The organism is Bacillus clarus, assembly GCF_000746925.1.
GTDB classification, from domain to species: domain Bacteria; phylum Bacillota; class Bacilli; order Bacillales; family Bacillaceae_G; genus Bacillus_A; species Bacillus_A clarus.
Genome location: NZ_JMQC01000008.1, coordinates 4248615 through 4274084, shown reverse-complemented (window position 1 = coordinate 4274084; position 25470 = coordinate 4248615). Strand labels below are relative to the sequence as shown.

At 35.3% G+C, this 25470-nt stretch carries 24 protein-coding genes and 3 pseudogenes; 5 read left to right on the top strand and 22 right to left on the bottom strand.

Annotated elements, in window-relative coordinates:
• Positions 1-30 precede the first annotated feature (30 nt).
• On the bottom strand, positions 31-1236 hold the full coding sequence (locus tag DJ93_RS22775; protein ID WP_042983376.1) for a macrolide family glycosyltransferase: 1206 nt from the start codon (positions 1234-1236) through the stop codon (positions 31-33).
• Between the two features lie 508 nt (positions 1237-1744).
• Between DJ93_RS22775 and DJ93_RS22770 the strand changes: the two genes are divergently transcribed.
• Genes DJ93_RS22770 through DJ93_RS22760 form a run of 3 tightly spaced genes read left to right on the top strand, consistent with a single transcriptional unit; the run spans position 1745 to position 4246 of the window.
• Positions 1745-2626 carry a protein kinase family protein gene (locus DJ93_RS22770; RefSeq protein WP_042983375.1) on the top strand — a complete coding sequence of 294 codons (882 nt, stop codon included), beginning with the start codon at positions 1745-1747 and terminating at the stop codon, positions 2624-2626.
• A 23-nt stretch (positions 2627-2649) separates the two neighbouring features.
• Positions 2650-3540: a GNAT family N-acetyltransferase gene (locus tag DJ93_RS22765; RefSeq protein ID WP_042983374.1), complete on the top strand. Its 891-nt coding sequence runs from the start codon at positions 2650-2652 to the stop codon at positions 3538-3540.
• Entirely contained in the window at positions 3533-4246 is a 714-nt protein-coding gene (locus tag DJ93_RS22760; protein ID WP_042983373.1) for a class I SAM-dependent DNA methyltransferase, read from the top strand. The genes DJ93_RS22765 and DJ93_RS22760 overlap by 8 nt, the downstream gene beginning before the upstream one ends.
• 28 nt (positions 4247-4274) lie before the next feature.
• Here DJ93_RS22760 and alr read toward each other — a convergent pair whose 3' ends face one another.
• A complete protein-coding gene (gene alr / locus DJ93_RS22755) occupies positions 4275-5462 on the bottom strand; it encodes an alanine racemase (protein WP_042984310.1) in 1188 nt (395 codons plus the stop codon).
• Positions 5463-5633: 171 nt separating this feature from the next.
• Here alr and DJ93_RS22750 point away from each other — a divergent pair, with 171 nt between their 5' ends.
• Complete coding sequence (locus DJ93_RS22750) at positions 5634-6095, top strand: DinB family protein (RefSeq protein WP_042983372.1); 462 nt, start codon at positions 5634-5636, stop codon at positions 6093-6095.
• Positions 6096-6328: 233 nt separating this feature from the next.
• Here DJ93_RS22750 and DJ93_RS22745 read toward each other — a convergent pair whose 3' ends face one another.
• The 20 genes and pseudogenes from DJ93_RS22745 to DJ93_RS22650 all read right to left on the bottom strand — a co-directional run bounded on the left by DJ93_RS22745 (position 6329) and on the right by DJ93_RS22650 (position 23944).
• Positions 6329-7528, bottom strand: coding sequence for an MFS transporter (locus DJ93_RS22745; protein WP_042984308.1), 1200 nt, complete (start codon positions 7526-7528; stop codon positions 6329-6331).
• A 200-nt stretch (positions 7529-7728) separates the two neighbouring features.
• Positions 7729-8274 (bottom strand): MarR family winged helix-turn-helix transcriptional regulator, encoded by a 546-nt coding sequence (locus DJ93_RS22740; RefSeq protein ID WP_042983371.1) that lies wholly within the window; start codon positions 8272-8274, stop codon positions 7729-7731.
• 286 nt (positions 8275-8560) lie between these two features.
• Positions 8561-9337, bottom strand: a pseudogene (locus DJ93_RS22735) (Cof-type HAD-IIB family hydrolase).
• A gap of 11 nt (positions 9338-9348) precedes the next feature.
• A pseudogene (locus tag DJ93_RS22730) lies at positions 9349-9939 on the bottom strand (histidine phosphatase family protein).
• Positions 9940-10054: 115 nt separating this feature from the next.
• Entirely contained in the window at positions 10055-10255 is a 201-nt protein-coding gene (locus DJ93_RS22725; protein ID WP_117287867.1) for a 4-oxalocrotonate tautomerase, read from the bottom strand.
• Positions 10256-10270: 15 nt separating this feature from the next.
• Positions 10271-11059 (bottom strand): 2-keto-4-pentenoate hydratase, encoded by a 789-nt coding sequence (locus DJ93_RS22720; protein ID WP_042983369.1) that lies wholly within the window; start codon positions 11057-11059, stop codon positions 10271-10273.
• A 3-nt stretch (positions 11060-11062) separates the two neighbouring features.
• On the bottom strand, positions 11063-12088 hold the full coding sequence (dmpG, locus tag DJ93_RS22715; RefSeq protein WP_042983368.1) for a 4-hydroxy-2-oxovalerate aldolase: 1026 nt from the start codon (positions 12086-12088) through the stop codon (positions 11063-11065).
• Positions 12075-12974 (bottom strand): acetaldehyde dehydrogenase (acetylating), encoded by a 900-nt coding sequence (locus DJ93_RS22710; protein WP_042983367.1) that lies wholly within the window; start codon positions 12972-12974, stop codon positions 12075-12077. The genes dmpG and DJ93_RS22710 overlap by 14 nt, the downstream gene beginning before the upstream one ends.
• Before the next feature lie 33 nt (positions 12975-13007).
• Positions 13008-13787: a 2-keto-4-pentenoate hydratase gene (locus DJ93_RS22705; protein ID WP_042983366.1), complete on the bottom strand. Its 780-nt coding sequence runs from the start codon at positions 13785-13787 to the stop codon at positions 13008-13010.
• Positions 13788-13863: 76 nt separating this feature from the next.
• Positions 13864-15333, bottom strand: coding sequence for an aldehyde dehydrogenase (locus DJ93_RS22700; protein ID WP_042983365.1), 1470 nt, complete (start codon positions 15331-15333; stop codon positions 13864-13866).
• A 12-nt stretch (positions 15334-15345) separates the two neighbouring features.
• Complete coding sequence (locus DJ93_RS22695) at positions 15346-15804, bottom strand: RidA family protein (protein ID WP_042983364.1); 459 nt, start codon at positions 15802-15804, stop codon at positions 15346-15348.
• Positions 15776-16813, bottom strand: coding sequence for an amidohydrolase family protein (locus DJ93_RS22690; protein ID WP_080743573.1), 1038 nt, complete (start codon positions 16811-16813; stop codon positions 15776-15778). The genes DJ93_RS22695 and DJ93_RS22690 overlap by 29 nt, the downstream gene beginning before the upstream one ends.
• The gene (nbaC, locus tag DJ93_RS22685; RefSeq protein WP_033673667.1) at positions 16804-17343 is read right to left on the bottom strand and encodes a 3-hydroxyanthranilate 3,4-dioxygenase; all 540 of its coding nucleotides are present in this window, start codon (positions 17341-17343) and stop codon (positions 16804-16806) included. Before nbaC ends, DJ93_RS22690 begins: the two co-directional genes overlap by 10 nt.
• A 29-nt stretch (positions 17344-17372) precedes the next feature.
• Complete coding sequence (locus tag DJ93_RS22680) at positions 17373-17921, bottom strand: FAD synthetase family protein (RefSeq protein WP_042983362.1); 549 nt, start codon at positions 17919-17921, stop codon at positions 17373-17375.
• Positions 17922-17940: 19 nt separating this feature from the next.
• Positions 17941-18687 (bottom strand): IclR family transcriptional regulator, encoded by a 747-nt coding sequence (locus tag DJ93_RS22675; RefSeq protein WP_042983361.1) that lies wholly within the window; start codon positions 18685-18687, stop codon positions 17941-17943.
• A 149-nt stretch (positions 18688-18836) separates the two neighbouring features.
• On the bottom strand, positions 18837-20309 hold the full coding sequence (locus tag DJ93_RS22670) for a 4-hydroxyphenylacetate 3-hydroxylase family protein (RefSeq protein ID WP_042983360.1): 1473 nt from the start codon (positions 20307-20309) through the stop codon (positions 18837-18839).
• Positions 20310-20493: 184 nt separating this feature from the next.
• Entirely contained in the window at positions 20494-21645 is a 1152-nt protein-coding gene (spoIIP, locus tag DJ93_RS22665; RefSeq protein WP_042983359.1) for a stage II sporulation protein P, read from the bottom strand.
• A 214-nt stretch (positions 21646-21859) separates the two neighbouring features.
• On the bottom strand, positions 21860-22078 hold the full coding sequence (locus tag DJ93_RS22660; protein WP_042983358.1) for a hypothetical protein: 219 nt from the start codon (positions 22076-22078) through the stop codon (positions 21860-21862).
• A gap of 466 nt (positions 22079-22544) precedes the next feature.
• Positions 22545-23513: an SPFH domain-containing protein gene (locus DJ93_RS22655; RefSeq protein ID WP_042983357.1), complete on the bottom strand. Its 969-nt coding sequence runs from the start codon at positions 23511-23513 to the stop codon at positions 22545-22547.
• 2 nt (positions 23514-23515) lie between these two features.
• Complete coding sequence (locus DJ93_RS22650) at positions 23516-23944, bottom strand: NfeD family protein (protein ID WP_042983356.1); 429 nt, start codon at positions 23942-23944, stop codon at positions 23516-23518.
• A 275-nt stretch (positions 23945-24219) separates the two neighbouring features.
• Between DJ93_RS22650 and DJ93_RS22645 the strand changes: the two are divergent.
• Positions 24220-25436: pseudogene (locus tag DJ93_RS22645) on the top strand (MFS transporter).
• Positions 25437-25470: the final 34 nt, after the last annotated feature.

Here is a 25470-nt window from a genome sequence, read left to right as displayed (position 1 = left end):
TCTAGTTGTCATCTTAGATTGAAAGTTATATTATTTTGACACTTGGTAATTAGACATGAATTGCACAATTTCTTCAATAGCTTTTTTATACCCTCCAGCATCTCGAAGCGACTCTCCAACCTTGTGACTATTCTCCTTAAACGTCACATCATCCATTACTTTCTTTACAGCTTCACGTAACAATTCTGAAGTTATTTCTTTACGATTAAGCCTTATTCCAGCTCCTACTTCAGCTACACGTTTCGCAACTAAAGGCTGATCTCCTGTCACTGGAATTACAACTAACGGAACACCATAATATAACGCTTCACTTGAACTATTCATACCACCATGTGTAACAAATGCATCTGTATGTTTTAATACTTCTAATTGCGGCACATAATTATACAATTTAAAGTTATTCGGAATATTTTCAAATTGACTTATATTTATTTTTTTGCCCACGACTAATACGACGGTAGCATCTATATCTTTAAAAGCTTCAAAACATTTCTCATATAATCCTGGTTGTTCATTAAAAACTGTTCCCATAGAAATGAAAATAACTTTTTCGTCCTTTAAGTTTTCAATAGGAAAACTTCCTACCTCTTTACGAGTAGCAATTGATGGCCCGACAAATTTATACGATTCATCAAATACATCTGAATGCGGCTGATACTCTTTAGAAGTATATACAATTGTAATATCTCCAGGATGATTCATAATATCATACAGACTATTACAATTCATTCCGTACTGATCTTGCCATCGTTCCATTCCCGCTAAACAAGATTGATATAATGGAGAAGTTTCATCTATTTGTCTCGATTCTTGCTCATCATTAAATGTAATGTATTGATTAAAAGCAAAAGTTGTACAAGAAGAAATATTAGGTAACTGTAAAATATTTGCTATAATACGACCTACCGGGAAATGATTATCATACATTATATAATCATATTGTTCACCCTTTGTTTCTTCTATAATCTGACCTACGATACGGTCTGTCGCTGCAATCATATGAGATAGCATTTCTACCGGACTACCACCTTCATTTACTCGTTCCATAATATTGATTTGCGAGAGAAAATTCTCAAATGCTCGAAATTCAGCACCTGTTGCTTCAATCTTTTTTCTATAATCCTCAATACAATATGAAACGACTGTTTCTCCACGCTGAATTAACTCACTTACAATAGCTAACGTCGGATTAATATGACCTTCTCCAGGGAAATTTATTACGAGTACATTCGCCATAACATTCTCTCCTTTTTATTAATATAGTTAACTTAATAGTTCATTTACTTAATAAGTTGAAACCTATTATAAATGAATCTATACTACTTTTTCATATCATTCTCTTCATTTTATTATTGAGAAATATTTTCTTTGCCCTTGCTGTTAAAAGCAAATTTTCTTATACATATCCATTAAATCCTTTTCTATTTTTTGTGTCCTATGACACATACGCTTTTCCTTCCAAAGATTTATAGCCCTTCCTTCTATTTTTATTCGTTTATCACTTTGCAAAAATTGAAAAATATTATTTTGATAATTCATATAAAACTAGAAAAAAATCAATTTATGATATAATTCCCCTACTAATTTCTCGTTCTTTATTATTTAAAATTAGACAAATGAAACATGACCATCCAGTAATGATATTCTAATTCCTTTTATATGCCCTCAATCTAAATTTGTCCTCATATTGTATATTCTGTTGTATACTCAATTTATCGAATTTACAAAAAAAAGGAGTCTTCTTATGTTTCAACAACTGTTCACTTCACCAATTTTATATACGAAGGCATTACACCCAGGCTATGAAGATCATGCAAGTGATATTTTCCTTGTGAAAACAGAAAATGAAGAAGTTATCATTCGTTCATCAAAAATGAATGGGGAGCCAAATAACGACTTTTGGTGGGGATGCAAACATCTCTTCGGAATTGATCCAAGAAATGTACATCATTTAGAAACGGTACATACATTGTTGCAAAAACATACAAGCCTTCCTATCCCGACAATTTTACAGAAACATACTTTGAAGGGCCGCGAATATGTTGTTGTTGTTGAGAAGTTACAAGGTAAAACACTTCAATCTTTTATCGGACAATCAGACTCTATTTTATTCAGCCTTGGAAAAGGTCTGGCACAAATCCATACATTTAAAGCAAATTTCATAGGAAATCCAGCAGGTAACTTCCAAGTTCCATTGAATCAATTTCAACAACATATTTTAAAAGTCAGTCACAATCTAGTCGACATGTTTTATTCCGATAATGCAAGCATATGTAACGCATTTAATACTTTTCAATCACAACTCTCCTCTATGCCAATACCGAAAGATGCTACACTCGTTTTAATCGATATGGATCCGACTCAGTTTTTAACAGATGGTATATCCATTACTGGATTAGTCGATACAGAAGCTTATGCAGTTGCGCCACAAGAGCTTGATTTTATTGGATTAGAATATGTACTTACAGAAAAAGAGGCTTGTGCTTTTAAAGAAGGTTACGAAACGATTATGCCTATTCCTAATTTAGAACAATGTAGACAACCTTATCGATATTTATATCGTTTACTATCTGTTCAAGGTAGTGTGGATTTAAAAGAATGGCTAAATGATCCAGCCTATTTCTAAAATACGTTTAAGGAGAAGATAAAATGGAGCTCAAAATAAAGGATTTATTAACAACGGCTGATATCCAGCAAATGAAAGAGCTAGCTCATATTTGTGGGTTAACTGACAATGTTGATTATTCATCAGATTTACATATCAACTTTCTTGCGAATCGTAAAGAAGATCAGCTAAACGATTTTCTCTTTTATAACAACAATCAGTTAATTGGCACTTTAAATATGTATGAATTTGAAAGACCGACAAAACTTGAATTGATAGGATTCGTTCATCCTCATTTTAGAAAACAAAAAGTGGGAACTACTCTTCTACAAAAAGCAATGAGAGAAATAAAGAAAAGAAATGTTGATGAAGCCTTACTTATTATTAATGGGAACTCCCTGTCCGGAAGAGCATTTGCCGAACAAATAAAATCACCTTATTTATACAGCGAATATAGTATGGCATACAATAAAAAAGAAACAAATAATAACTTCAAAAAGAACAATCTTAAATTTATCCTTGCATCTTCAGAAACTCTTCCTAGCCTTATAGAAATCGCCAGTAAAGCTTTTGGTGATTCATTCATAAATACATCTGAATGGCTACAAAAAATGATATCTTCACCTACTCATCAAGTATATATTGCTCTTATAGACGAAAAAGAAATAGGAACTATTACTGTCAGTAAACAAGAACACGCTACTACATTATCAGGGTTTGCTGTACACCCTTCTCATCAAGGACAAGGGTACGGAAAAAGCATTCTTACATATATGGTCCATACACTCGTTACGAAAGGACATAAAACAATTGAATTAGAAGTCGAAACAAAAAATAACAATGCTTTAAAACTTTACGAACAGTGTGGTTTCGAAATTACTACGAAATATGATTATTATAATCTACTAGAATACGAGGAGGCTCCATATGTCTAATAAAATCCTCTATTCTGATTACGATATTTTTGCAACCCTTTATAATAAACATTGGGGACACTTTGCAGAACAATCCTATCCTGCATATGAAAAGCTCGTTTTACAATACGCCCCCACGCATTCACATATATTAGACCTATGCTGCGGGACTGGTCACCTTACTAGGAAACTAATTGATAATCATTTTGTAGTAACTGGTATAGATGGTTCCGTTCAAATGATTGAATACGCACGTCAAAATGCGCCAGAGGCAACCTTCATCGTCGATGATGCACGATATTTTAATATGGAGGAAAAATTCAATTACGTTATTTCAGCTGGCGATAGCTTAAACCATATTATGAAATTAGATGAACTAAAAAGTGTTTTTCATAACGTTTACTCCGTTTTGTATAACGGAGGCACATTCGCCTTTGATATGAATATGGAAAAAGGATTTCTAGAAAACTGGAGTGCTTCTTTTCACATTTCAGAGCAGGAATATGTTTGCACCATAAACGCTAGTTATGACAGTGAAACAAAAAGAGCTGAAATGAATTTTATACTATTTAAGCATGACGTACATGATAATTGGAAAAGAAGTGATTTTTCTTTCGAAGAAACGTGTTACTCTAAAGAAGAAATAATTTCTTCTTTAAAATCTGTAGGATTTACAAACATTCAACTACACGGTACAAATAGAACATTTTTCATTTGCCAAAAGTAAATAACAAAAAAAACTGAATCATAACGATTCAGTTTTTTGTATTATTTTTTCTTAATATATTTACAACAGCAATTGTTTCACCATTTTCTTTATAAACGCGTGGAATCCTTCTATCTAACATACAAGTTACTTCATAATTAATCGTACCTAATATGTCCGCAATTTCCTCTACAGGGATTTCTTCTTCACCTTGTTTACCGTAGAACACGACTTCATCCCCTACATGTACAGGCATTGCTTTCGTAACATCTAGCATTAATTGATCCATACAAACACGGCCAATTACAGGTACGCGAACTCCATTAATTAATGCATGCCCTTTATTAGATAACTGACGATTATAACCATCTGCATAACCAATTGGTACAGTCGCAATCCATTCTTCACCAGTTGTCACGTACGTATTCCCATAACTTACACCACGATTTTTCTTCGCGTGTTTAATATGAGCTACTTTTGATTTTAATGAAAGTGCTGCCTGTAAGGAAACAACTGTATGATCCACCTCTTTTGAAGGATACATACCGTAAATTCCAATACCGACACGAACCATATTTTGAAACGTATTGCTAAGTTCCATTGATCCTGCACTGTTTGAACTATGAATGTACGGTAAATGAATCCCTAGTTCTTTCGCCACATTTACAGCTTTCTCAAATAAGCTTGTTTGCATATTCGTATACGTTTTATCGATTTCATCAGCGGTAGAGTAATGTGTAAACAACCCTACCATTTCTACATATTGCATTCTTTGTAGTTCTTCTAAAAATGGTGTAACCTCTTCTTCTTGTAAACCGATACGACTCATCCCTGTATCAATCTTCACTTGAATACGTGCTTTCTTTTCAAGGCGCTTCGCAATTTCATTTATACCTTGTAAATCTTCTACTCTATAAACAGTCATCATAATATCATATTGAATCGCATCTTCGGCAGCTGCTACTGGTGTATATCCTAAAATTAAAATCGGTACAGTGATTCCTGCTTCTCTTAATTCAATTGCTTCATCTACAAACGCAACAGCAAGGTGATTCACCCCTGCCTCAATTGCAGCTTTCGCAACTTCAACCGCTCCATGACCATACCCATTCGCTTTTACAGCAGCCATCATCCCAATATTTTCATCGTTCACACGTTTTTTAAATTCTTTTACATTATGTTTTACAGCATTTAAGTCAACTTCAACAATTGTATCTCTTCCATATTTCAAACTCATTGGTCTAACTCCTAACTCAATAATTGCTTTCCATTCTATTTCACGTTTCATATGACCTTTTACAATATAATACTTTTCAATAGGCTAGTCAAACTACTAGAATTTTCAGAATTTTGAATATGATATAATACTCTCAAGAAATTATTATATATGGAGATGAGGAGAATTACAATGTTTGTTCAAGCCGCTTTACACCAAATTAAAGTTGCTATCGATACATTTAATGCCCTGCTGAATCAACTCACCGAACTAGATTTACAACGTACACCGATCCCAAACAAAAGATCGCTATTTGAAATGTGTACCCATCTTTCACTTATTTGTCATGCAGATTTACTCATTTTAAATGGTGCTACACATGAAGATATACATACCTTTTATATAGAGCATACACCAAAAACAATCTCTCACATGCAGAAAATGATGATCCAAGGCTACAATCTTCTTTCTAACACATTTCTATCCTATTCCAATGACGAATTAGCGGAAGTTATGACTGCCCATTGGGGTATTTCTTATTCCCGATTCGAGTGGTTGCTCGAAATTATTGCACATATTTATCATCATCGCGGACAAATTCATATCTTATTAGCGGAGCATATTAAAGACCCTTGCATTCCTTTATTTGAATAAACTTTTCCACTCATTCATTATTCAACACACATACCTAATATATTTTTCGTTAATATGAAATCATCACTTTCTTTCTATATAAATGCAATTTAAAAATTCAGCATAGAACCTTTCTTTTTAGAAAAGAAGAAAACATCTAGCCGTGCATAGAAACACAGTCACCCCTTCTTCCACTTGCAAAGTTAACATATAGAGAGAAGGTGAATGCCCGATTACTTCATAATAAATTAATTTCACGCCTTATCAAACGTAGATTCATTATTTATAAAAAGAGAAGCAACAAAACCAATAAAGAGTATTAACCCTAATAAAATAAACGTTTGAGCATAATCCCCAATTTTCATAAGATAAATAGAAATAACAGGTCCTATACTTGTTCCTAAAAATAAAATGAAAGTATAAATAGAAACCGCTATTCCCCGTGCTTTTCCTCCTAATTGACCGACAAGAGTAACTAAAGATGGAATAGATAAAGCAATCCCTATTACAAAACATACGCTCATGATTACAAGCAGAGGTAGATTAGAAACAAATCCCAATGAACTCAGACTAAAAATAGCAACTAACAATCCTCCTCGAAGAACTTGCTGAACTTCAAATCTCTTTGTTAAACGACCCGCAAGTGGTGACAGCAACATACCAAATAAACCGGCTAAACGAAAGTAAAGAATTTGCTCTGCGTTTAAATTATAATTAGGAGAGCTCAAATAGTTCCCTAAAACAGTATACATATTAACAAAAGCCATCAATAAAACAAACGCAATCATATAACTCAATACTAAGCTTTTATGTGTAAAGACTTTACCCATTTGTTTAATCGGCCCTAAAATATCGGTATATGATTGAGAAGGTTCTCCTTTCGGAAGAGAATAATGAATCCATAAAGCAGTAATGATATATACAATACTAAGAAGAAAAAACACCATGTGCCATCCAAAATATTGACTAACGACAGTGCTCATTACTTGCCCTACGATTCCAGCTACTAAAAAACCGGTACTAACAAATCCGATTGTTGTAATCTTTCTTTCTGCTGGAAACATTTCTACAACGTAAGCTAACGCTACTGGTGAAAATGTAGCTGCCGCTATACCTTGTAATCCTCGAAGGATAACAAGCCAAAATAAACTATCAACTAACCCTAATAAAAAAGAAACAACCGACAGTACAAGTAATCCAATAAAAATTACTTTCTTCCGCCCATATTTATCAGAGATTGCCCCAAATAACAAACAACCTATAGCAAACCCAAAAGAAAATATACTCCCTGTAGCCGCAGATTTCGTTAGTGAAACTTGAAAAAACTCTGAAAACAGAGCAATTAAAGGAATTGTCACATATAGGCTGGACATAACTACCATACCTGCCCAGCATAAGACAGCTGTCATTACTGTGTAATTCCTTACGCTATTCATTTCTTTTGATATTTCCATCATAAAACCTCTCCCTTACTACGATTTTTTCCATACGGTTTAAAACCTCTAAAACCCTCAAAATGATTCCCATTTACCTCTTATTTAATTTATTTACGCTCAAAGACTTATCACCGCCTCTCATTAAATTAGCTAAACATATAATAAGGCAATCTAATTATATGTTTAAATAAATAAGTTGACTCTCATAATCAACTTATTTACCTACCTTCTCCTAATTTCACCTGCATAGTTACTTGCATTTTATTTAATAGCTTCTCTAAAACTTGACGCTCTTCTTGATTAAAATCATCCACTAATGAAGCACAAGAGGACCAAAAAGTTGGTAAAGAAAGCGAAACAAGGCCTTTTCCTTTCGGAGTAATTTTCACCTTTAATCTTCTTCGATCTTCAGAGTGATGGTATCTTACAATTAACCCTCGTTTCTCCATCCAATCTAATAAGCCAGTGACAGAAGCACGTGTAATCCCTAATCGATTTGCAATATCCGAAGGACTCATGTTCACTTCTTCCCCATTCATTTCCATTTCGCGTAAAATAAACAACAGTAAAAAATCTAATTTACTTTCCGAAATACCAAGTGGAGCTAAATCCACGTCAACAGCATCAAGAACATTATCAGACGTCCATAACATTAACAAACCAAGTTTTGCTGCGATTTGATCCGTATCCGCTGATGCTGTCTTTTTTATTAACTCTGCATAAGGCTCAATCCCTAAAGGAAGAGAATCTTTTTTTGAATCCATCTATTTTCATTCTCCTTTCTTCGAAAATAATTAGCTTAACTAACTAATTTTCATTATACTCCTCTTCTTCCTTTTATTGCAAGAATATTATAAGAGAAATATTTAATTCCAATACAACTCAATGTACGTAGCTCCCTATTTCTAAGTCCGTTTACTTATTTTATACACGTACAAATTTAGAAACAAAAAATCCTGTTATAAAAACAGGATTCCCTCTACATGTCGTTCAAATCATTCGTATCATTTATAACTTCTTTACTCAAAATGATTCAGCTAGCAATTACTTTTAAATGATGCCGAACTTCTTTAAAGCATAAGCAATCCCATCTTCACTTGCCTTTTTTGTAATGAAGTCTGCCCCTTGCTTTAACCTTTCCCCGCCATTCCCCATTGCAATTCCTAATCCTACATACTCTAACATGTCAACGTCATTTCCACCGTCTCCAAAAGCAATTGCTTCTGATTTTCAAATATTTAGATGCTCCAATACCTTTTTAATAGCCGTTAGCTTTGATACTTTAGAATCCTCAAGTACATTCATCACGTAATTATGAAAACGATCAAATGTAAGGTTTGGAAATCTTTCTAGAAACTTTTCAGCTTCTGTTTCATCTGCATACAAACATATGCAATAAATCTCTTCTGCAAGTGACTTCATTTTTTCAGGATACTTGTGTAAATTTAACGTTTCTTTTAACGCTTTCGTCATTCTTTCATCTTCGGCAGCCATTCCATTCATTGTAAATTCTTCTGTAAAATAAGAAACACCATGACCATTGACCTCAGCAAAATTTGAGATATCATGAACGATTTTACTTGAAAGCACTGATTTATGTATAACTGTATCATTACACTTGATATGTGCACCATTCGCAGAAATAAACATGTCTACGCCCAGATCCTTAAATTCTGAGCATAAATTATAAGGTCTCCCAGTTGTAACTACTATTTTAATTCCTTTAGCAATTAATCTTCGTATAGCATCTTTCGTACTTGCTAGCATACTTCTATCAATCTCACTTAACAACGTACCATCAACATCAAAAAAGACAACTTTATACATAATCTTCCTTCTTATATCCCTTCCAAATGACTCGTATCATTTATAAAATGAATGGTTTTCTGTTTATCCGTAAGTTCAATTAAGCTAATCCCCGTATCTCCCATTTTAAAATAATAATCCATAGTAATCGGCATTTGGAAAAACGCACGTAATATACTATTAATTACGCCTCCATGAGCAACGATTGCAATTCGATCATATTCATTCTCTGTTACAATTTTAGAATAGACCCCTTCTATTCTCATTCGAAATTCAATAAATAATTCCCCATTTTCAAAACGATCGTGGAGAAATTTTGGCTCTGGATATTTTTTCGCTTCTTCAAAAGATAGTCCAGCCTGTACGCCATTATTAAACTCCATTAATCCCTCTTCAAGTTTTATTGGACATCCAATCGTTTTCGCTAATGTTTCCGCAGTTTCTCTTGCACGTTTCAGTGTACTTGCCCAAATAAAATCTGGTGGCAAGTCTTTTTTCACTTTCTGTACGAGTTTTTGTACCTGTTTTCTTCCCTTTTCTGTTAATTCAAAATCAGCTCATCCTTCATGTACATGTAAAATATCAGCTTCTGATTCTCCGTGACGAATTAATAGTATTTGCATATCTCCCCCTTATTTTTCCAATTCAAAACCTAATCTTAGCATAATATTAAAAATTTTAAAAATAATAAAAGCAATTCCCATTCTTAAAAGAATGAAAATTGCTTTTATAGCAAAACTAACTTCCTTCTAAACTATCTTTTGACTTTCCCCCGACACCCCAGTGCGAACTTGGAATCTCATTCACTAATACACGTACACGCTCAACCTCTACATCTAAATTTTTTGTAACTGCACCTGTAACATCCGAAATAAGATTTTGAATTTGTTCTCTTCTTCTACCTTCAATAATTTGAATTTGTATAATTGGCATATTTATCTCTCGCTTTATCGTTTATTCACAGAACATCGCTACACTTCCTAAACCTTCAAATTGTGCAACAATAGAATCTCCAGCTTTGAAAGCAATTGCTTCTGATAATGCTCCACTTAATACGATATCCCCTTTTTTCAATCCTTCATTTTGTAAACCCAGCTTATTTACCGCCCAAGCAATTGCCTCTGCTGGATGTCCAAGTACAGCGGCTCCTGTTCCAGTTGTAGCAAGCTTACCATTTTTCGACATAACCATTCCTATACTAGCTACATCCATTTCTTTAGCATCGATCCATTTGCTCCCCAATAAAAACTTTGAAGATGAACAATTATCTGCTATTACATCCGGTAATGTAAACTTAAAATTCAAATATCGACTATCAATAATTTCCAAAGCTGGTGCAATATATTTTGTTGCCTTTAATACATCATCCGCTGTAACATTCATTCCTTGTAAATCTTCTCCTATTAAAAAGGCAATTTCCGGTTCTATTTTTGGATGAATCAATGTTTCAGATTGCACTGGCTCCCATTCGAACGCTAACATATCGTGTAACAAATAACCATAAATCGCCTCATTAATTCCCATCATTTGCTGTTTTGCCTTACTCGTTAGTCCAAGTTTTACACCAACTCGTTTAGAGCCTTCTTTCTCCTTTTGCTCAACTAAACACTTTTGTAATCTGTAAGCATCATCTACCGTTAAATCAGGATGCTTATCTGTTACTTTTACCACTTCTTTTCTTTCCTTTTCAGCCTGAAGTAAATATTCAACAATCTCTAAATCTGCCCCTTTAACTAAAGCCATATTTTACACCTCCATTTTTATCTTCGCTAATTCTGCTGCTACATCTAAAATCATATCCTCTTGTCCACCAACTACTTTTCTTCTCCCAAGTTCTATTAAAATATCACGAGCGTCTACACCAAATCGCTTCGCCGCTCTCTCAGCATGTAATAAAAAGCTAGAATATACACCAGCATATCCCATTGCAAGACTTCCTTTTTGAATCTCTTGTGGTCCTGGCAACAACGGAGCAACAACGTCCTCTGCTAAATCCATCATTTTATACAAATCTATATCTAGCTCATATTCCATACGATCTAATACCGCTAACAACACTTCTGTTTGTGCATTCCCAGCTCCTGCTCCGAGACAACGGACACTTCCATCAATACGAGTTGCTCCTTCTTCGATTGCAACAACTGTATTTGCTACTGCAACAGAAAGATTATTATGACCATGGAAGCCAATTTCAATATTTAGAGATTGACGTAAAGCACGGATACGTTCACGTACTTCGTGAGGCAATAAAGCTCCCGCTGAATCTGTTACATAAACTGCTTGTGCTCCGTAACCCTCCATAAGCTTTGCTTGTTCTACTAATTTTTCAATTGGTGCAGAATGTGCCATCATTAAAAAACCGCATACTTCCATATCTAACTCTCTTGCACAATGAATATGCTGTGCTGAAACATCTGCTTCCGTTACATGAGTTGCTACACGAACAAGTTTCGCTCCAACGTTTTTTGCTTGTTTTAATTCACGAACGGTTCCAATACCAGGGATCAATAAAACAGCTACCTTAGCTTGTTCACACTCTTCTACCGCCGCTTCAATCAGCTTCATTTCATTTACTAATGACTTTCCATATTGTAAAGTAGAACCTCCCAAGCCATCCCCATGACTCACTTCGATATAATGCATACCAGCCTCATCTAACGACCTAGTTACGGACCTAACTTGTTCCTCTGTAAATTGATGTCTCATTACATGACTTCCATCCCGTAAGCAAACTTCAGTTATTTTTATTGGGATTTCACTATTTCGCCTCATTCATTACACCTCGTTTCTGCTCTGTAATGATTCGTGCTGCAAACTCTTCTCCAACTTTTAATGCCGCCGCGGTCATAATATCCAAATTACCAGCATAAGGAGGAAAATAGTCTCCTGCTCCTTCTACCTCTAAAAATACGGTCACACGGTTCCCCTCAAACATTGGCTCTTGTTTTAAAAAATATCCTGGAACATATCCCTTAACTACTTCAACTATCTTATAAATAGCTTCTCGGATAGAGAATTCATCCATCTTTTCAACTTCACAATATACTGTATCTCTCATTAAAATAGGAGGGTCTGCAGGATTTAGTATAATAAGTGCTTTCCCGTTATCTGCCCCACCAACTTCTTCAATTCCGCGCTTTGTCGTAATTGTAAACTCGTCAATATTTGCTCGTGTACCTGGACCAGCACTTAAACTAGAAATTGTTGCAACAATTTCTGCATATGTAACGTTAGCCACTTCATTAATAGCATGGACAATTGGAATGGTTGCTTGCCCCCCACATGTAATCATATTGACGTTTTTCTCATTTACAATATTATTATTTTGTATAGCCGGACAGACGAATGGTCCATATGCAGCCGGTGTTAAATCAATCACTAATTTCCCAAGCTCTCCTAAAACTTTCGCATGATGTCCATGTGCTTTAGCAGAAGTTGCATCAAATACAATATCAGCTATACTCGGATTATCAATAATCGCTTGTATCCCATTATCAAAAATCTCATACCCCTCTTCTTTTGCTCGCTTTAATCCGTCTGACTCCAAATCTATTCCAATCATTGCATTCATTTCAATTACTTCACTTTTTCTTAACTTATACATTAAATCTGTACCAATATTACCAGAACCAATAATAGCTACCTTTACTTTCTCCACATCTATCGCCTCCTTTTTTCGTAACACTTTAGGCTATATAAATTTAATAGAAACGGAACCAAGAGAGCCAAAATCAGCTTCAATAACATCATTACTAGTAACCGAAACGGCACCAGATAACGCGCCTGGTAAAATTAATTCATCCGCTTTTAAAACAATATTAAATTCATAAAGTTTATTTGCTAACCAAGCAATAGCTTGGGCAGGGTGTCCTAACGCAGCCGCTCCAGCTCCAGTAGCAATTAAACTATTATTCTTATAAAGCGTCATTCCAGTTGTACGTAAATCTACTTTATCAATTGTAGAAAATGTATCACCAATAACTACTTTTGCGGATGAGCCATTGTCTGCAACTGTATCTGCAAGCTTAATCTTCCAATCAGCAATACGACTATCAATAATCTCAAGCGTAGGCACAATGTACTTTGTTGCCATTAATACGTCTACGTATGTAATATTAGGGCCACTCAAATCCTCAGCTAAAATAAATCCAATTTCAGCTTCTACCTTTGGAGATACAAAGGCGTCTACTGAAATTGCAATGCCGTTTTCTATTTTCATATCATCTAGTAAATGTCCATAATCCGGTTCATTTACCCCCAGCATTTGTTGCATTGCAATACTCGTAAGTCCAACCTTTTTCCCAATTACTTTATGTCCTTGCTCTATTTTTCTGCCTACGATTTCAAGCTGAACGTTATACGCATCCAAAACAGATAAATTAGGATATCTCTCCGTAAAAGAAGGGATTCCTTCGCAAGACTTTTCAGCTTGTATTAGTTCATCAGCTAATTCTTTAATTAACAACTTCATTCGTTTCACCCCATTTTTTAAATTTATAGTTATCACACATCAGTGGAAATACGATTCCACTGATGTAGCATCTACTTTATAATTTCATCGTAACGGTCTTAACCTCTGTATAAAATTCAAAACTATGACGGCCACCTTCTCTGCCGATCCCACTTGCCTTAGAACCGCCAAATGGAGTACGTAAATCTCGAACATACCAACAATTAACCCATAATAATCCCGAATCAATTTGCGAAACAACTCGCTGTGCTCGTCTAAGGTCATTTGTCCAAACAACTCCAGCTAAACCATAAATAGAATCATTTGCAATACGAATGGCATCCTCCTCTGTTTTAAATGGAATAACGACTAAAACTGGACCAAAAATCTCTTCTTGTGCTACACGCATACAGTTATCAACATCATATAGTACAGTCGGCTCATAAAAATTCCCTTGCGCTAGACTCTCGATTCTTTTTCCCCCATAGGCTAATTTCGCACCTTCTGAAATCCCAATTCCGACGTAACGATCAACGGTTTCAAGATGAGCTTTCGAAACAAGCGCACCCATATCTGTATCTTCAGCTAGAGGATCGCCGACTTTTATTCTTTGCACAGCTACTACAAATTTTTCTAAAAACTTTCCATATATACTTTCTTGTACGAGTAGTCTTGATCCAGCTAAACAAATTTCCCCTTGATTCCGGTAAATCGCTTCGATAGATCCTTGTACTGCTTCGTCTAAATCTGCATCTTCAAATACGATATTTGCTGATTTCCCGCCTAATTCCAACGAAACAGGTATTAAATTTTCTGACGCACTCCGCATAATTGTTTTTCCGGTATTACTTTCTCCGACAAACGAAATTCTCCTTACAGCTGGATGTGTTGTCATTTTCGTCCCCACAGTATTTCCTGGACCTGTAATTATATTAAGTACACCTGGAGGTAATCCAGCTTCATTCGCGATTTCACCAAGCATGACTGCGCTTAACGGTGTGTAAGAAGCAGGTTTCACCACAATCGTATTACCGGCAGCAAGTGCCGCCGACGCTTTCCATGTCATTTGCATAAATGGTAAATTCCAAGGAATGATTAAACTTGTTACTCCTGCTGGAGCATATTTTGCATATGACATAAAGTTATGCTTGTCATAATGCTCATGAACCATATATTTTGACATCTCAGCGAAGAAACGAAAATTATGTGCCGAACGCGGTATGTCAAACCCTTTGCTCTCTTTAATTGGTTTTCCAACATCGAGAGTCTCTATATGTGCTAATTCATCTACTCTTTCCATAATTAAATCCGACATTTTACATAAAATATTTGAGCGCTCTTCTACAGGCATTTTACTCCAAATACCACTTTTAAATGTACGCTCTGCCACATCGATCGCCCTTTTCGCATCCTCTTCATTCGCCTTTGCAACAGAAGCAAGTTTCTTATTCGTCGCTGGATTGAACGTATCAAACGTTTCACCAGATATGGAATCAACATACTGACCATTAATAAACAACTTCGCATCTTTAACTTTCATTTTGTCAGCTAATAGTTCCCTATTCACATTCCTTACCTCCTACTCCTCAATTTCTAAAACCATTTCAATTTCAATTGTTGTATTGTTAGGTAATTGAGCCATACCAACGGCAGAACGAGCATGCTTTCCCTTCGCTCCAAAAACAGCTACTAATAAATCAGAAGCTCCATTCATTACTTTTGGCTGTTCAATAAAATCATCCGTACTATTCACAAAACCAAGTAACTTCACAACTCGTTTCACTTTATTTAAATCACCAATTTCATTTTTCACGACACTCAATAAATTCAACATTGATTGTCTTGCTGCCCTATATCCATCATCAATTGATATATCCTTACCTAATTTCCCATGGTACTCATCAACACCTTGTCCGGCAGTAAACAATAAATTCCCTACTTTCACACAACTAACATAGTTTCCAACTGCTGGACGAACAGCTGGTAACGTGAGTCCCATTTCATTCAATTTATTCTCGGGTGTTTGTACTTTCTGCATATGCTACACCTCTTTTTTTTATCTCAATATTTAAAAAGCCCGCGGCATTTCCACCAAGCATCGCTTCCTTTTGTTCCTCAGATAAACCAAGTGTCTCATCAATTACTTTACCTGGATCAACTTCTCGTAGTAAAAAGGGATAATCCGATCCCATAAAAATCTTTTCATGTCCAAACCTCTCAATCATATACTTCAGGTTAAGAGGATCGTAGTTTAAAGAATCAAAATAAAATTTCTTTGCGTAATAACTAGGCGGATGCGTAGTCAGCCGCAAATGTGGCCACACTTTCCACCCTTGATCTAGCCGTGGCAAAATATACGGAAAAGATCCACCACCATGAGCAAAACAAATTTTTAACCGTGGAAACTTCTCCATTATCCCACTACATATAAGCGTAGCTGCTGCAAGCGCCGTTTCACTTGGCATACCGACTGTATACATAAAATTATGGTGCGGCATTCTATCACGCCCCAACGTTTCCCACGGATGGATAAAAATTGGAACTTGCCACTTTTCAGCCATCCGGAAAAATTCAATGAACGATGGATCATCTAAATTTTTCCCATTCACATTTGTACCAATTTCAATACCATGTAAATTTAATTCCGTTATGCAACGTTCCATCTCACGAATCGCAGTTTCTCCATCTTGCATCGGAACCGTTCCTAATCCAACAAAACGCCCTGGATATGCTAAAACTGTTTCTGCAATAAAATCATTTTGAATACGTGCCATACTTTCAGCCTGTTCTGGTTTTGCCCAATAGGAAAATGTAACAGGAATTGGCGATAAAACTTGTATATCAACACCTTCACGGTTCATATCTTCAATTCTTTTCTCAGGACACCATACTTGATCTGTCACATCACGAAAATTCTTTCCTCCAACCATAATAGTTGCACCACATGTACAAGTCCGATTTAATATCGGCCACCGGCCACCACCAAACTTTTCTTCAAAATCTGGAAATGTTTCAGGAATAATATGTGTATGGAAATCTACTCGCATTTCCATTCCTCCACTTCTTCTGGCATAATATGACCACAATTTTTACATGCACGAATTTCCTTATTGGAATTAAAACTATGAATTGCTTCTTTCACTTGTTTCTCTATATCATTTAATTGAACACGTACACGATGCATTTCATGATTACACTCATCACAGAACCAAACAAAGTCCTCCAGTTCTCCTTGGTTACGTTTTCTTTCAATTACTAGTCCGTATGTGTTTGCAACACGATGAGGTGAATGAGGTACCATAGCCGGTAGCATAAATACATCGCCTTCTTTGACTGTAACAACTTCACGCTTTCCTTCCTCCGTAATACATTCCACATAACATTCACCTTTAATTTGGTAGAAAAACTCGTCCGAAGGATCTACATGGAAATCGCGTCTTCTATTTGGACCACCTAAAATCATGGCAATAAACTCTGAATCTTGCCAAATCACCTTGTTATTTACCGGGGGCTTTAGCAATTCTTTATTTTCATCGATCCATTTCAATAAATTAAAAGATTGTAATGTTTTTGACATTTTTGTTTCCTCCTTATATTTCATTCTATTTATATCGTTTTAATAGGCCATCCTAATAAAGATTCAGATTTCTGCAATTCTCCTTGAAATACATGCTTCCTAATTCTCGTTGAAGATATTCGCTCTCCTTCTTCACAGCAAATCGCTTCAACTATAGAAATATTAAAATATTTCCTTAGGAGCTCTATATCACCTTCACGATTTTTTCCAAATCTAAAATCTTGACCGACACAAATTTCTACAGGACATAAACTTTGTAACTCTTGAATAAAATGACTCGCCCTTTTTGTTACATATATCTCATCAAAACGGATTACAATGACATGTTCAACACCTAGATTCTGAAATCGCTTTAATTTCTCATCGATCGGTGTTAATACTTTAGCTCCCTGAAAATAAGAACGTGGTGGCGGATCAAATGTATACACGACATTTGTAATCTTTAATTCTTTTGCTTTCTCCACCGCATTTCTAATCACGCTCTGATGCCCTTTATGCACGCCATCAAAAGCACCAATCGAGACAATCGATTTAGTAAATTCAGGTATACAGTGCTCATGTATATAAATGATTCTCACCTCTCTTTTTCGTTTGAGGTTAAATTTCCAAATAACCAAATTCCTTTGAAATCAAATTTGCCGTATTCATCACACTTTGAATCATGACTTGACGATTACTTCCTTGCATATACGAAATAGGTCCCACAATATTAAGTGCCGCAATCGTTCTCCCCGTGTAAGATCGAATAGGAGCCGCAATCCCATATAGCCCATGTTCATTTTCATTATCACTAGTCGAATAACCTTGCTTACGGATCGTTTGTAATTCTGCCTGAAATCGCTTCATACAAGTAATTGTATTTGGTGCTCGTGGCAAAAGTCCCTTTTCTGAAGTATATTCTAAAGGAGAAGGATTAAACGAAAGAAGGACTTTTCCTGTACTTGTACAATACGCAGGCTCTCTTGATCCAACATGAGTTGAAATTTGAACGGAATCCTTTGATGAAACTTTCAAAATAAATACAACATCTCCACGATCAAACATACCAATATGCACAGTTCCATTAAAATTCCTTACCAGATCTTCTACAATTGGAATTGCTCCACTATAAATCTCTTGCTGAAACATTACTTGATTTCCCCACTCTAGCAGTTTCCAACCTAGACGATATTTCCTTTGCTCATCTTGAATGAGCATTCCTTCTTCACACAATGTACGAACAAGATGATGAACTGTACTTGGATTCATATTTAATTTACCTGAAATTTCAGAATTCCCCAGTACCGGATCTTCACTTGTGAAACAATTTAGAATTTTACAAATCTTACTGCTAGAAGCAATCAAATAACTTACCTCCCCTATTCTCGTTATATATCTCCAGTTTTATATATAGCTAAAAAATATAAGAAGATTTACATCCTAACAGTAAAATTCTTGTTATCATCTGCTGCTCCTTCCTTTTCAATATAAAATGTAAGCGCAGACATTTTCATTTAACTTAATGCGGTTTCAGATGAACTCGATTGCAAAGCATTGTTCACAAGCGACAGAGAGTGCTGTTTTTTATGCGCATTATAAAACATGCCCATTTTACGAACCGGATCCCCCGAGTAATAACGCTCATATTGTAATAAGCGTTGTCCAAAAGCTTCACCGCATAAATCCCAAGCTAATTTAAATAAGCGAACACGCTCTTCAGAAGATACTCCTTCACGCCCAATATAATATTTATGCATGTCATCTTGAATCTCTGGATTCATAAAATCAGCACCTGTTGGTGACATCAATAGCCCACCCGCACCAATGGTTTGAATAATCTCGATAGCCCTCGGATACATTCTAGGTAATAAGCTACGTATTGTATCAAGTGGCAACCTTGCAGGAATAGCCTCTCCATATGGATTCGTTTCATATTCATATTCAGCTACTTGCAAGAGAGCACGAATTGTTTCTACATCCTGCATAAGTTCTGCTAACTGATTTTGTACATTTAAAAATCCATCCACACCTATTGAATCGGCTAGCTTTATAGCTACTTCAGCTACGAAAGACAGTTTAACTAATCCTCTTACTCCGGATTGATGTGCTGGCTGATGACCAATTCCAGTTTTAGGATACAATTGATTTCCAGCTTCTACACTTTGATAAATAAATACTTTATCCCATGGGATAAACACATCGTGAAATACAAGTAATGCATCCATTTCTTCAAACCTTGATGCAAGTGGATGATCAAATAAAGAACGTTTTCCATCTTGCATTGGCTCACGACAAAGAATCCTTAATCCCGGTGCATCGATTGGAACTGCAAAAGAAATTGCATGACGCTCATCACCTGGTTTAAAACTTGGGTAGGAATAAATGATTACCTCATCTGTAATCGGTGCAAGTGTCGCTAACATTTTAGCACCACTAACATACATCCCTTCCTTCGTTTCACTTACCACACCTAAATGCATTGTTTCATCTTCTTGTTGATGAGAAGCTTTACTCCGATCGTTTTGTGGATTAATAATTGCATGTGTTAAAAATAAATCGTTATCCCTTATATGCTTATAATAATTTTTTATATTCGCGCCCCATTCTGGATCGAATTTCTCAAAAAACCAAGCATTACTTGCCATTGAAGTAACTGTGACATTTAAAAAGTCTGGTGTTCTCCCCATTAAACCAAAGGTAGCCTTTGCCCACACTTCAAATAATTCACGACGCGCTTTTAAGTCCTCATAATTTTTCGGCACTAAAAATGCATTCGAAACCCTTTCTCCGGTCTCTTCGCATATATGAGTAATCTTATCTTGATATTCTGGATTATGCTGCATATCATATAAGTTAGCAATTTGTAAAATTGGTTCCCTAAAAACCTCTTCATTCACCACATCTGTTACTTTTCTTCCTCCAATCCAAATCTCAGGATTTTTTGCTCGTAATCCTTCAATATACTGTTCCCCTGTTCTAATTGCCATTCTTTCCCCTCCATTTTTCCATATTACCATACTAAAAAGTCTGGAAACTCCATCAGATGACTGAATTTTCAATCATTATAACAATTGTAAAATCATATAAATTCGCTGTTATTTCACATTATGAAATCTTAATAATTTTTTAAGAAACATAAAAAAGGAACAGTTCCCCCTGCTCCTTTGCACATCACCTATTCACTTTCTCTGCATCCCAATAGTACTTGCTAAACGCCTCAGTTAATACGTCAATAGTGTTATATAATTCATCTAACGTATTATCAACACCACCAACTTCAATTAACATTGCATTTTTAGATAAATCTTGATTATAAACTCCATTTCCATCCTTTTTATACTTCGGAAAAATCCCTCTACTTAATCCGTAATAGTTGTCATCTAAATAGGAATTGATCGCCCTTGCAATCTTTTCATTTGCAGCGCGCCCTTCGTTTTCCATTCCAATTATAAAATATAATCTTGCATAAGATTTCCCGTTAATTACTTTTGTCGTCACGGCCTTTCGTTGATCATCACGATGAATATCAATCGGAAACATAATTTTATCGTTTTGTGCTAGTGCTTCTTTTACGTATCCGTGAGATGCTTTATACGCTTGATACCATTTCCATTTTTTGTTCGCTAGCAAATCACCCATATTCGTTTTATCGTGTAAAACCGGGATTCCTTGTCCTTCTAATTGCTCTTTCAAACGCTCTCCTAAAAGTGAAACGTTCACATCAGGACTCGATGGATTTTCCGTTCCTGGTAGTAACGGATAAAAAGACTCCCAACTATGTGTATGATAAATATATACTGCACTTTCACCCTTTTTTGTTCCATTATTTTTCTGAACAGGATTCTTCTTTTCTGCTTCTGTAACTTTCTCTTTGGCTACTTCACGTTCTTTCGTTATTTCTTCGATCGGTACACTAGATTCATTTGGGATATTCGTATAGTCTGTCCCTTCTCCAGCTACGATAATATTAGAATAGTACTTTGACATACCTGGTACTTCTTTACCGACGAATGTTCTTAAATCTCTTATTTTTAAATCCGTCGCAATAGAAAATAGTAAACTTCCAACTGATTCTCGCTTATTTATTTTGAAATAATCAAATCCGAAATAACGATTTTCATTTTCTAACATTTGAATAAATCCTTGCATCGATACTTTTCCGGACCATTGATTCGCGTAATAAGATTTCATTGTATGTAAAAGTGTAGTCACAATGGATGCGATTACTATCACTACAAATGCATATGAAAAAAGTAAAAATATTAAATTCTTTCCACGTATACGAGTTGCATGCTTTTTCAATGTATCACCTTCTTTATACATGGATATGTACAAGCCTTATGTAATATGCCTTTCCACAAAATAGGCTGTGGAGAGAAACCACAACGAACATGAATTTCCTACACAAATAATGGGCTATAAAGTATGTAGTTTAGATAACGAATTGATTTTATGCTACTACTACCCCTAGCTGGCACGTAGCCAGCTAGGACGTCCCGATTTTTATAATTGGATAAGAAATTTTGAATGGAGACAGTTAACCACTTGTCGGCGGACTAGGAGGTGGAACTTGTACTGAAATATCTTGCGTATTACCTTGTAGAATATTTTGAGGTAGACAATTACAACCCTTATGAGAAGGCATAGAGATATTCGTTGCTTCATTACGGAAAGGTGTAGGAACATTCGTTGCTTCATTATGAGAAGGTATAGGGACACTCGTTGCTTCATTACGGAAAGATGTAGGGACATTCATTGGTATACAAACGCAATCCTTATCAAGAAATGGTAACGATATAATATTCTTCTCACTGTACTTATGAGGCTTTTTATGATGTTTTTTTATTTTTATCACCTCTTACTTTGGTTTTTGTATGCTTTTCATGGCATCTTTATGGGCAATTTCGAAAAAATGACTTTCACTTGCTTATTCACACTGTTCAGATGTCGGTCTATAAGCTTTTTCCCATGATACCCCACACATAATTAATCCAATCAATTTGGTTGATAAACAGATCTTTGGTCAAGTCTGATCCTAGTGGAATATACAAGTCTAGCACTAGACAGGGGACTGCCATTCTCTCATCTTCTTTTAATGGAACACTATAAAATATTCGAAGAGATTAAGTCTGGCTTGTACAAATAACTAGAGTTCCTGTTTAAAACGAAAAAAATTACCAAATCAAAAAAGAGAAATGGCACTCCATCTCTCTTTTTCATTATTATTGTTCTTTTGATGTATCAGTTGAAGGCAATTTTTTCGCTTGTTTTTCTTTAAAGATTTCACCAATCGCTCCGAGAGTACCAAGCGTTTCAATCGCATTCGATGGAATGAAGACTTTATTTGCTGGCCCTTTTGCAACTTCTGCTAATGATTCAAATGATTTATAAGCAAGTACGCGCTCATCTAAATCTGCTGCACGAAGTAATTCAATTCGATTTTGTTCTGCTTTTGCGATTTCCTCAATCGCTCTTGCTTCCCCTTGCGCTTCTAATTCTTTTGCTTCTTTTATACCTTCAGCTTCTCGAATACGTGCTTCTTTATCCCCTTCAGCCATTAAAATTTTACTTTGTTTTTCCCCTTCAGCCCGAAGTACTTTATCTTGTTTTGCTGCTTCAGCTTCTAAAATGATCGCACGTTTATTTCGTTCTGCTTTCATTTGTTTTTCCATTGATGCTTGCACATCTTTTGGCGGGTTAATATCGACAACTTCAACACGTTCAATACGAACGCCCCATTTTTCTGTTGCTTCATCAAGCGCTAAGCGAATTTCTGTTGAAATTTTTTCACGACCTGACAAAGTTTCATCAAGTTCCATTTTACCAATAATTTGACGCATCGTTGCAGAAGTAATGTTACGAACACCGTATTCATAGTTTGAAATACCGTATGTCGCAAGTTCTGGTTCAACAATTTGATAGAAAATAATAGTGTCTATTTCTACTTGTACATTATCTTTGGTAATTACCTTTTGCGGTGGTACATTCGTTTGTTGAATACGTAAGTCATGATATACGCGAACTCGATCTACAATCGGTATTAATAAATTTAATCCTGGCTGCATAATACGCTGAAATTTACCAAATCGTTCAACGACCCCAACTTTTTGCTGAGGAATAATTTTAATTGTTAATGCAACAAATGTAACTACAATTAGTGCGAAAATAATCGTTAACGTTAATGCTACCATATTTATTCACTCTCCTTTTTCACTTGTAATATAGTACTATGCCTCTTTATAACAACGATTTTTTCTCCAGCATCAATAGGAGCATCTGCAATAGCTGTCCAAGTATCTCCATCCACTTTCACAATACCGTTCACTTCACTTGTAATCGCTTGCATAATAATTCCTTTTTTACCGACAAGTTTATCTACTGCATCAGTAAAACCTTTTGCTTCTCGAAAGTTTTTAGAGATCCTTTTTGTAAAGAACGTCAACGTTAAGCTCACAGTCGCACCGACAACAACTTGTAAAAACAATGCATCTGGAGCAAATAATGCGATAAGACCTCCGACAACAGCTCCAATTCCAAGCCAAAGCATGTAAAACGTAATAGATAACATTTCCGCGATAAATAAAATACCAGCAATAATAAACCAAATTACCCATCCAGCCATATGCAACCCTCGCTTTCTTTTTCGTTTTCTATATGTATATGAAAAAAAGAATTGTTTATCCGCCCTTTCTCATACTTGGGCGTTTGTTACAAGCTATTGTACATATTCACTGTTACAATAAGCATTAATAAAATACTATATCAATATATTCTTCATTACACATGAAAATCCCTTTCAAAATATGACAAAAAATTAAATTCTTTCAAAAACAAATTTTTCAGTTTATAATAATTCCGACTCAAAAAATTGTATTTTTTTGGCAGGTGATATTCTTAATGCGGAATCGTTCAATAGCTTACTATTTAGGATCAAAAATATGCATTACTCTCGCTGATATCGTATACATAATGATTATTACAACTCATATCTATATCGTAACTAAATCAGCTACATTAACTGCTCTTTTTCCATTATTGCAAGTCATTACAAATCTTATAGCAAATACATCTGCACCACTTATCATGAATCGTTTTTCAAATTATTCATTACTTTTTACACTACAATGGACAAAAACCACTCTATTTATTTTACTAATGCTATTATTTCCGTTGCTTTCCACAAACATTTTAGCTCTTTTAACTTTCATTTTTTCATTTCATTATGTAGTGGGTGGAGTGCTCCATTACTATACGGTATTCTTCCGCGCCTTACACCAAAAGAAAACTTAGTAAAAGTAAATAGTATCTTTTCTTTTTCAACACAAATTGTACAAGCCGCTGCTTATTCATTTACAAGCATTATTGTTCTTCTCATCGGTGCTACTTCTACACTCATGATTAATAACCTTTTGATGATTTTTGGCTGTGTTACATTACACTTTTCATTACGATCCATGCATACTGAACGAGTAACAGAGCCTTCCTCTTCAAAAAGTACTGCTTTATTGGAAGGATGGAAACTTTTATTTCAAAATCCTTCTCTCCGTACCGTTACATTTATGGACTTAATTGAAACTTTCGCAGGGACGATATGGATCGGTGCTATTACGATGGCATATGTTACAACTGTTCTCCATAAAGGAGAAGAATGGTGGGGATACATTAATACAAGTTATTATGTTGGTACATTAATTGGTGGTCTATTAGCGTGGAAAATGAGTTCATATATTCAAAATAATTTAATACGCTCCATGGCGATAGGCTCTCTTATGTTTAGCATTCTTACATTTTTATATGGTATGACAAGCAGCGGATTTATTGGGCTATTCCTATGTGTTCTAATGGGGCCATGTTATCAAATTAGAGATATTTCTCAAACGACGGTTTTACAATCAAACGTCACTCCTTCTTTATTATCGAAGATGTATACAGCTCACAGCACACTTCTCTCGACAGCTTCTGGTCTTTCTATGCTTAGCGTCGGAATTATTACCGACATGTTCGGTGTTCGTACTATTTATATCATCGCTTCTTTTCTTATTTTATTTTCTGCTTGTTTATCTTTTCGTTTATTAAAATATCAGAAGGCAGAGAAGAAAGATATTTCATTTTAATCTATAAAGCAAAAAGGACAGGGTTCTCCTGTCT

Coding starts and splice junctions, on each gene's coding strand:
- DJ93_RS22775 (WP_042983376.1), bottom strand. CDS start 1,236: ATGGCGAATGTACTCGTAATAAATTTCCCTGGAGAAGGTCATATTAAT.
- DJ93_RS22770 (WP_042983375.1), top strand. CDS start 1,745: ATGTTTCAACAACTGTTCACTTCACCAATTTTATATACGAAGGCATTA.
- DJ93_RS22765 (WP_042983374.1), top strand. CDS start 2,650: ATGGAGCTCAAAATAAAGGATTTATTAACAACGGCTGATATCCAGCAA.
- DJ93_RS22760 (WP_042983373.1), top strand. CDS start 3,533: ATGTCTAATAAAATCCTCTATTCTGATTACGATATTTTTGCAACCCTT.
- alr (WP_042984310.1), bottom strand. CDS start 5,462: ATGAGTTTGAAATATGGAAGAGATACAATTGTTGAAGTTGACTTAAAT.
- DJ93_RS22750 (WP_042983372.1), top strand. CDS start 5,634: ATGTTTGTTCAAGCCGCTTTACACCAAATTAAAGTTGCTATCGATACA.
- DJ93_RS22745 (WP_042984308.1), bottom strand. CDS start 7,528: ATGGAAATATCAAAAGAAATGAATAGCGTAAGGAATTACACAGTAATG.
- DJ93_RS22740 (WP_042983371.1), bottom strand. CDS start 8,274: ATGGATTCAAAAAAAGATTCTCTTCCTTTAGGGATTGAGCCTTATGCA.
- DJ93_RS22720 (WP_042983369.1), bottom strand. CDS start 11,059: ATGGCTTTAGTTAAAGGGGCAGATTTAGAGATTGTTGAATATTTACTT.
- dmpG (WP_042983368.1), bottom strand. CDS start 12,088: ATGAGGCGAAATAGTGAAATCCCAATAAAAATAACTGAAGTTTGCTTA.
- DJ93_RS22705 (WP_042983366.1), bottom strand. CDS start 13,787: ATGAAGTTGTTAATTAAAGAATTAGCTGATGAACTAATACAAGCTGAA.
- DJ93_RS22695 (WP_042983364.1), bottom strand. CDS start 15,804: ATGCAGAAAGTACAAACACCCGAGAATAAATTGAATGAAATGGGACTC.
- DJ93_RS22690 (WP_080743573.1), bottom strand. CDS start 16,813: ATGCGAGTAGATTTCCATACACATATTATTCCTGAAACATTTCCAGAT.
- nbaC (WP_033673667.1), bottom strand. CDS start 17,343: ATGTCAAAAACATTACAATCTTTTAATTTATTGAAATGGATCGATGAA.
- DJ93_RS22670 (WP_042983360.1), bottom strand. CDS start 20,309: ATGGCAATTAGAACAGGGGAACAGTATATTGAAGGATTACGAGCAAAA.
- spoIIP (WP_042983359.1), bottom strand. CDS start 21,645: ATGTATAAAGAAGGTGATACATTGAAAAAGCATGCAACTCGTATACGT.
- DJ93_RS22660 (WP_042983358.1), bottom strand. CDS start 22,078: ATGAATGTCCCTACATCTTTCCGTAATGAAGCAACGAGTGTCCCTATA.
- DJ93_RS22655 (WP_042983357.1), bottom strand. CDS start 23,513: ATGGTAGCATTAACGTTAACGATTATTTTCGCACTAATTGTAGTTACA.
- DJ93_RS22650 (WP_042983356.1), bottom strand. CDS start 23,944: ATGGCTGGATGGGTAATTTGGTTTATTATTGCTGGTATTTTATTTATC.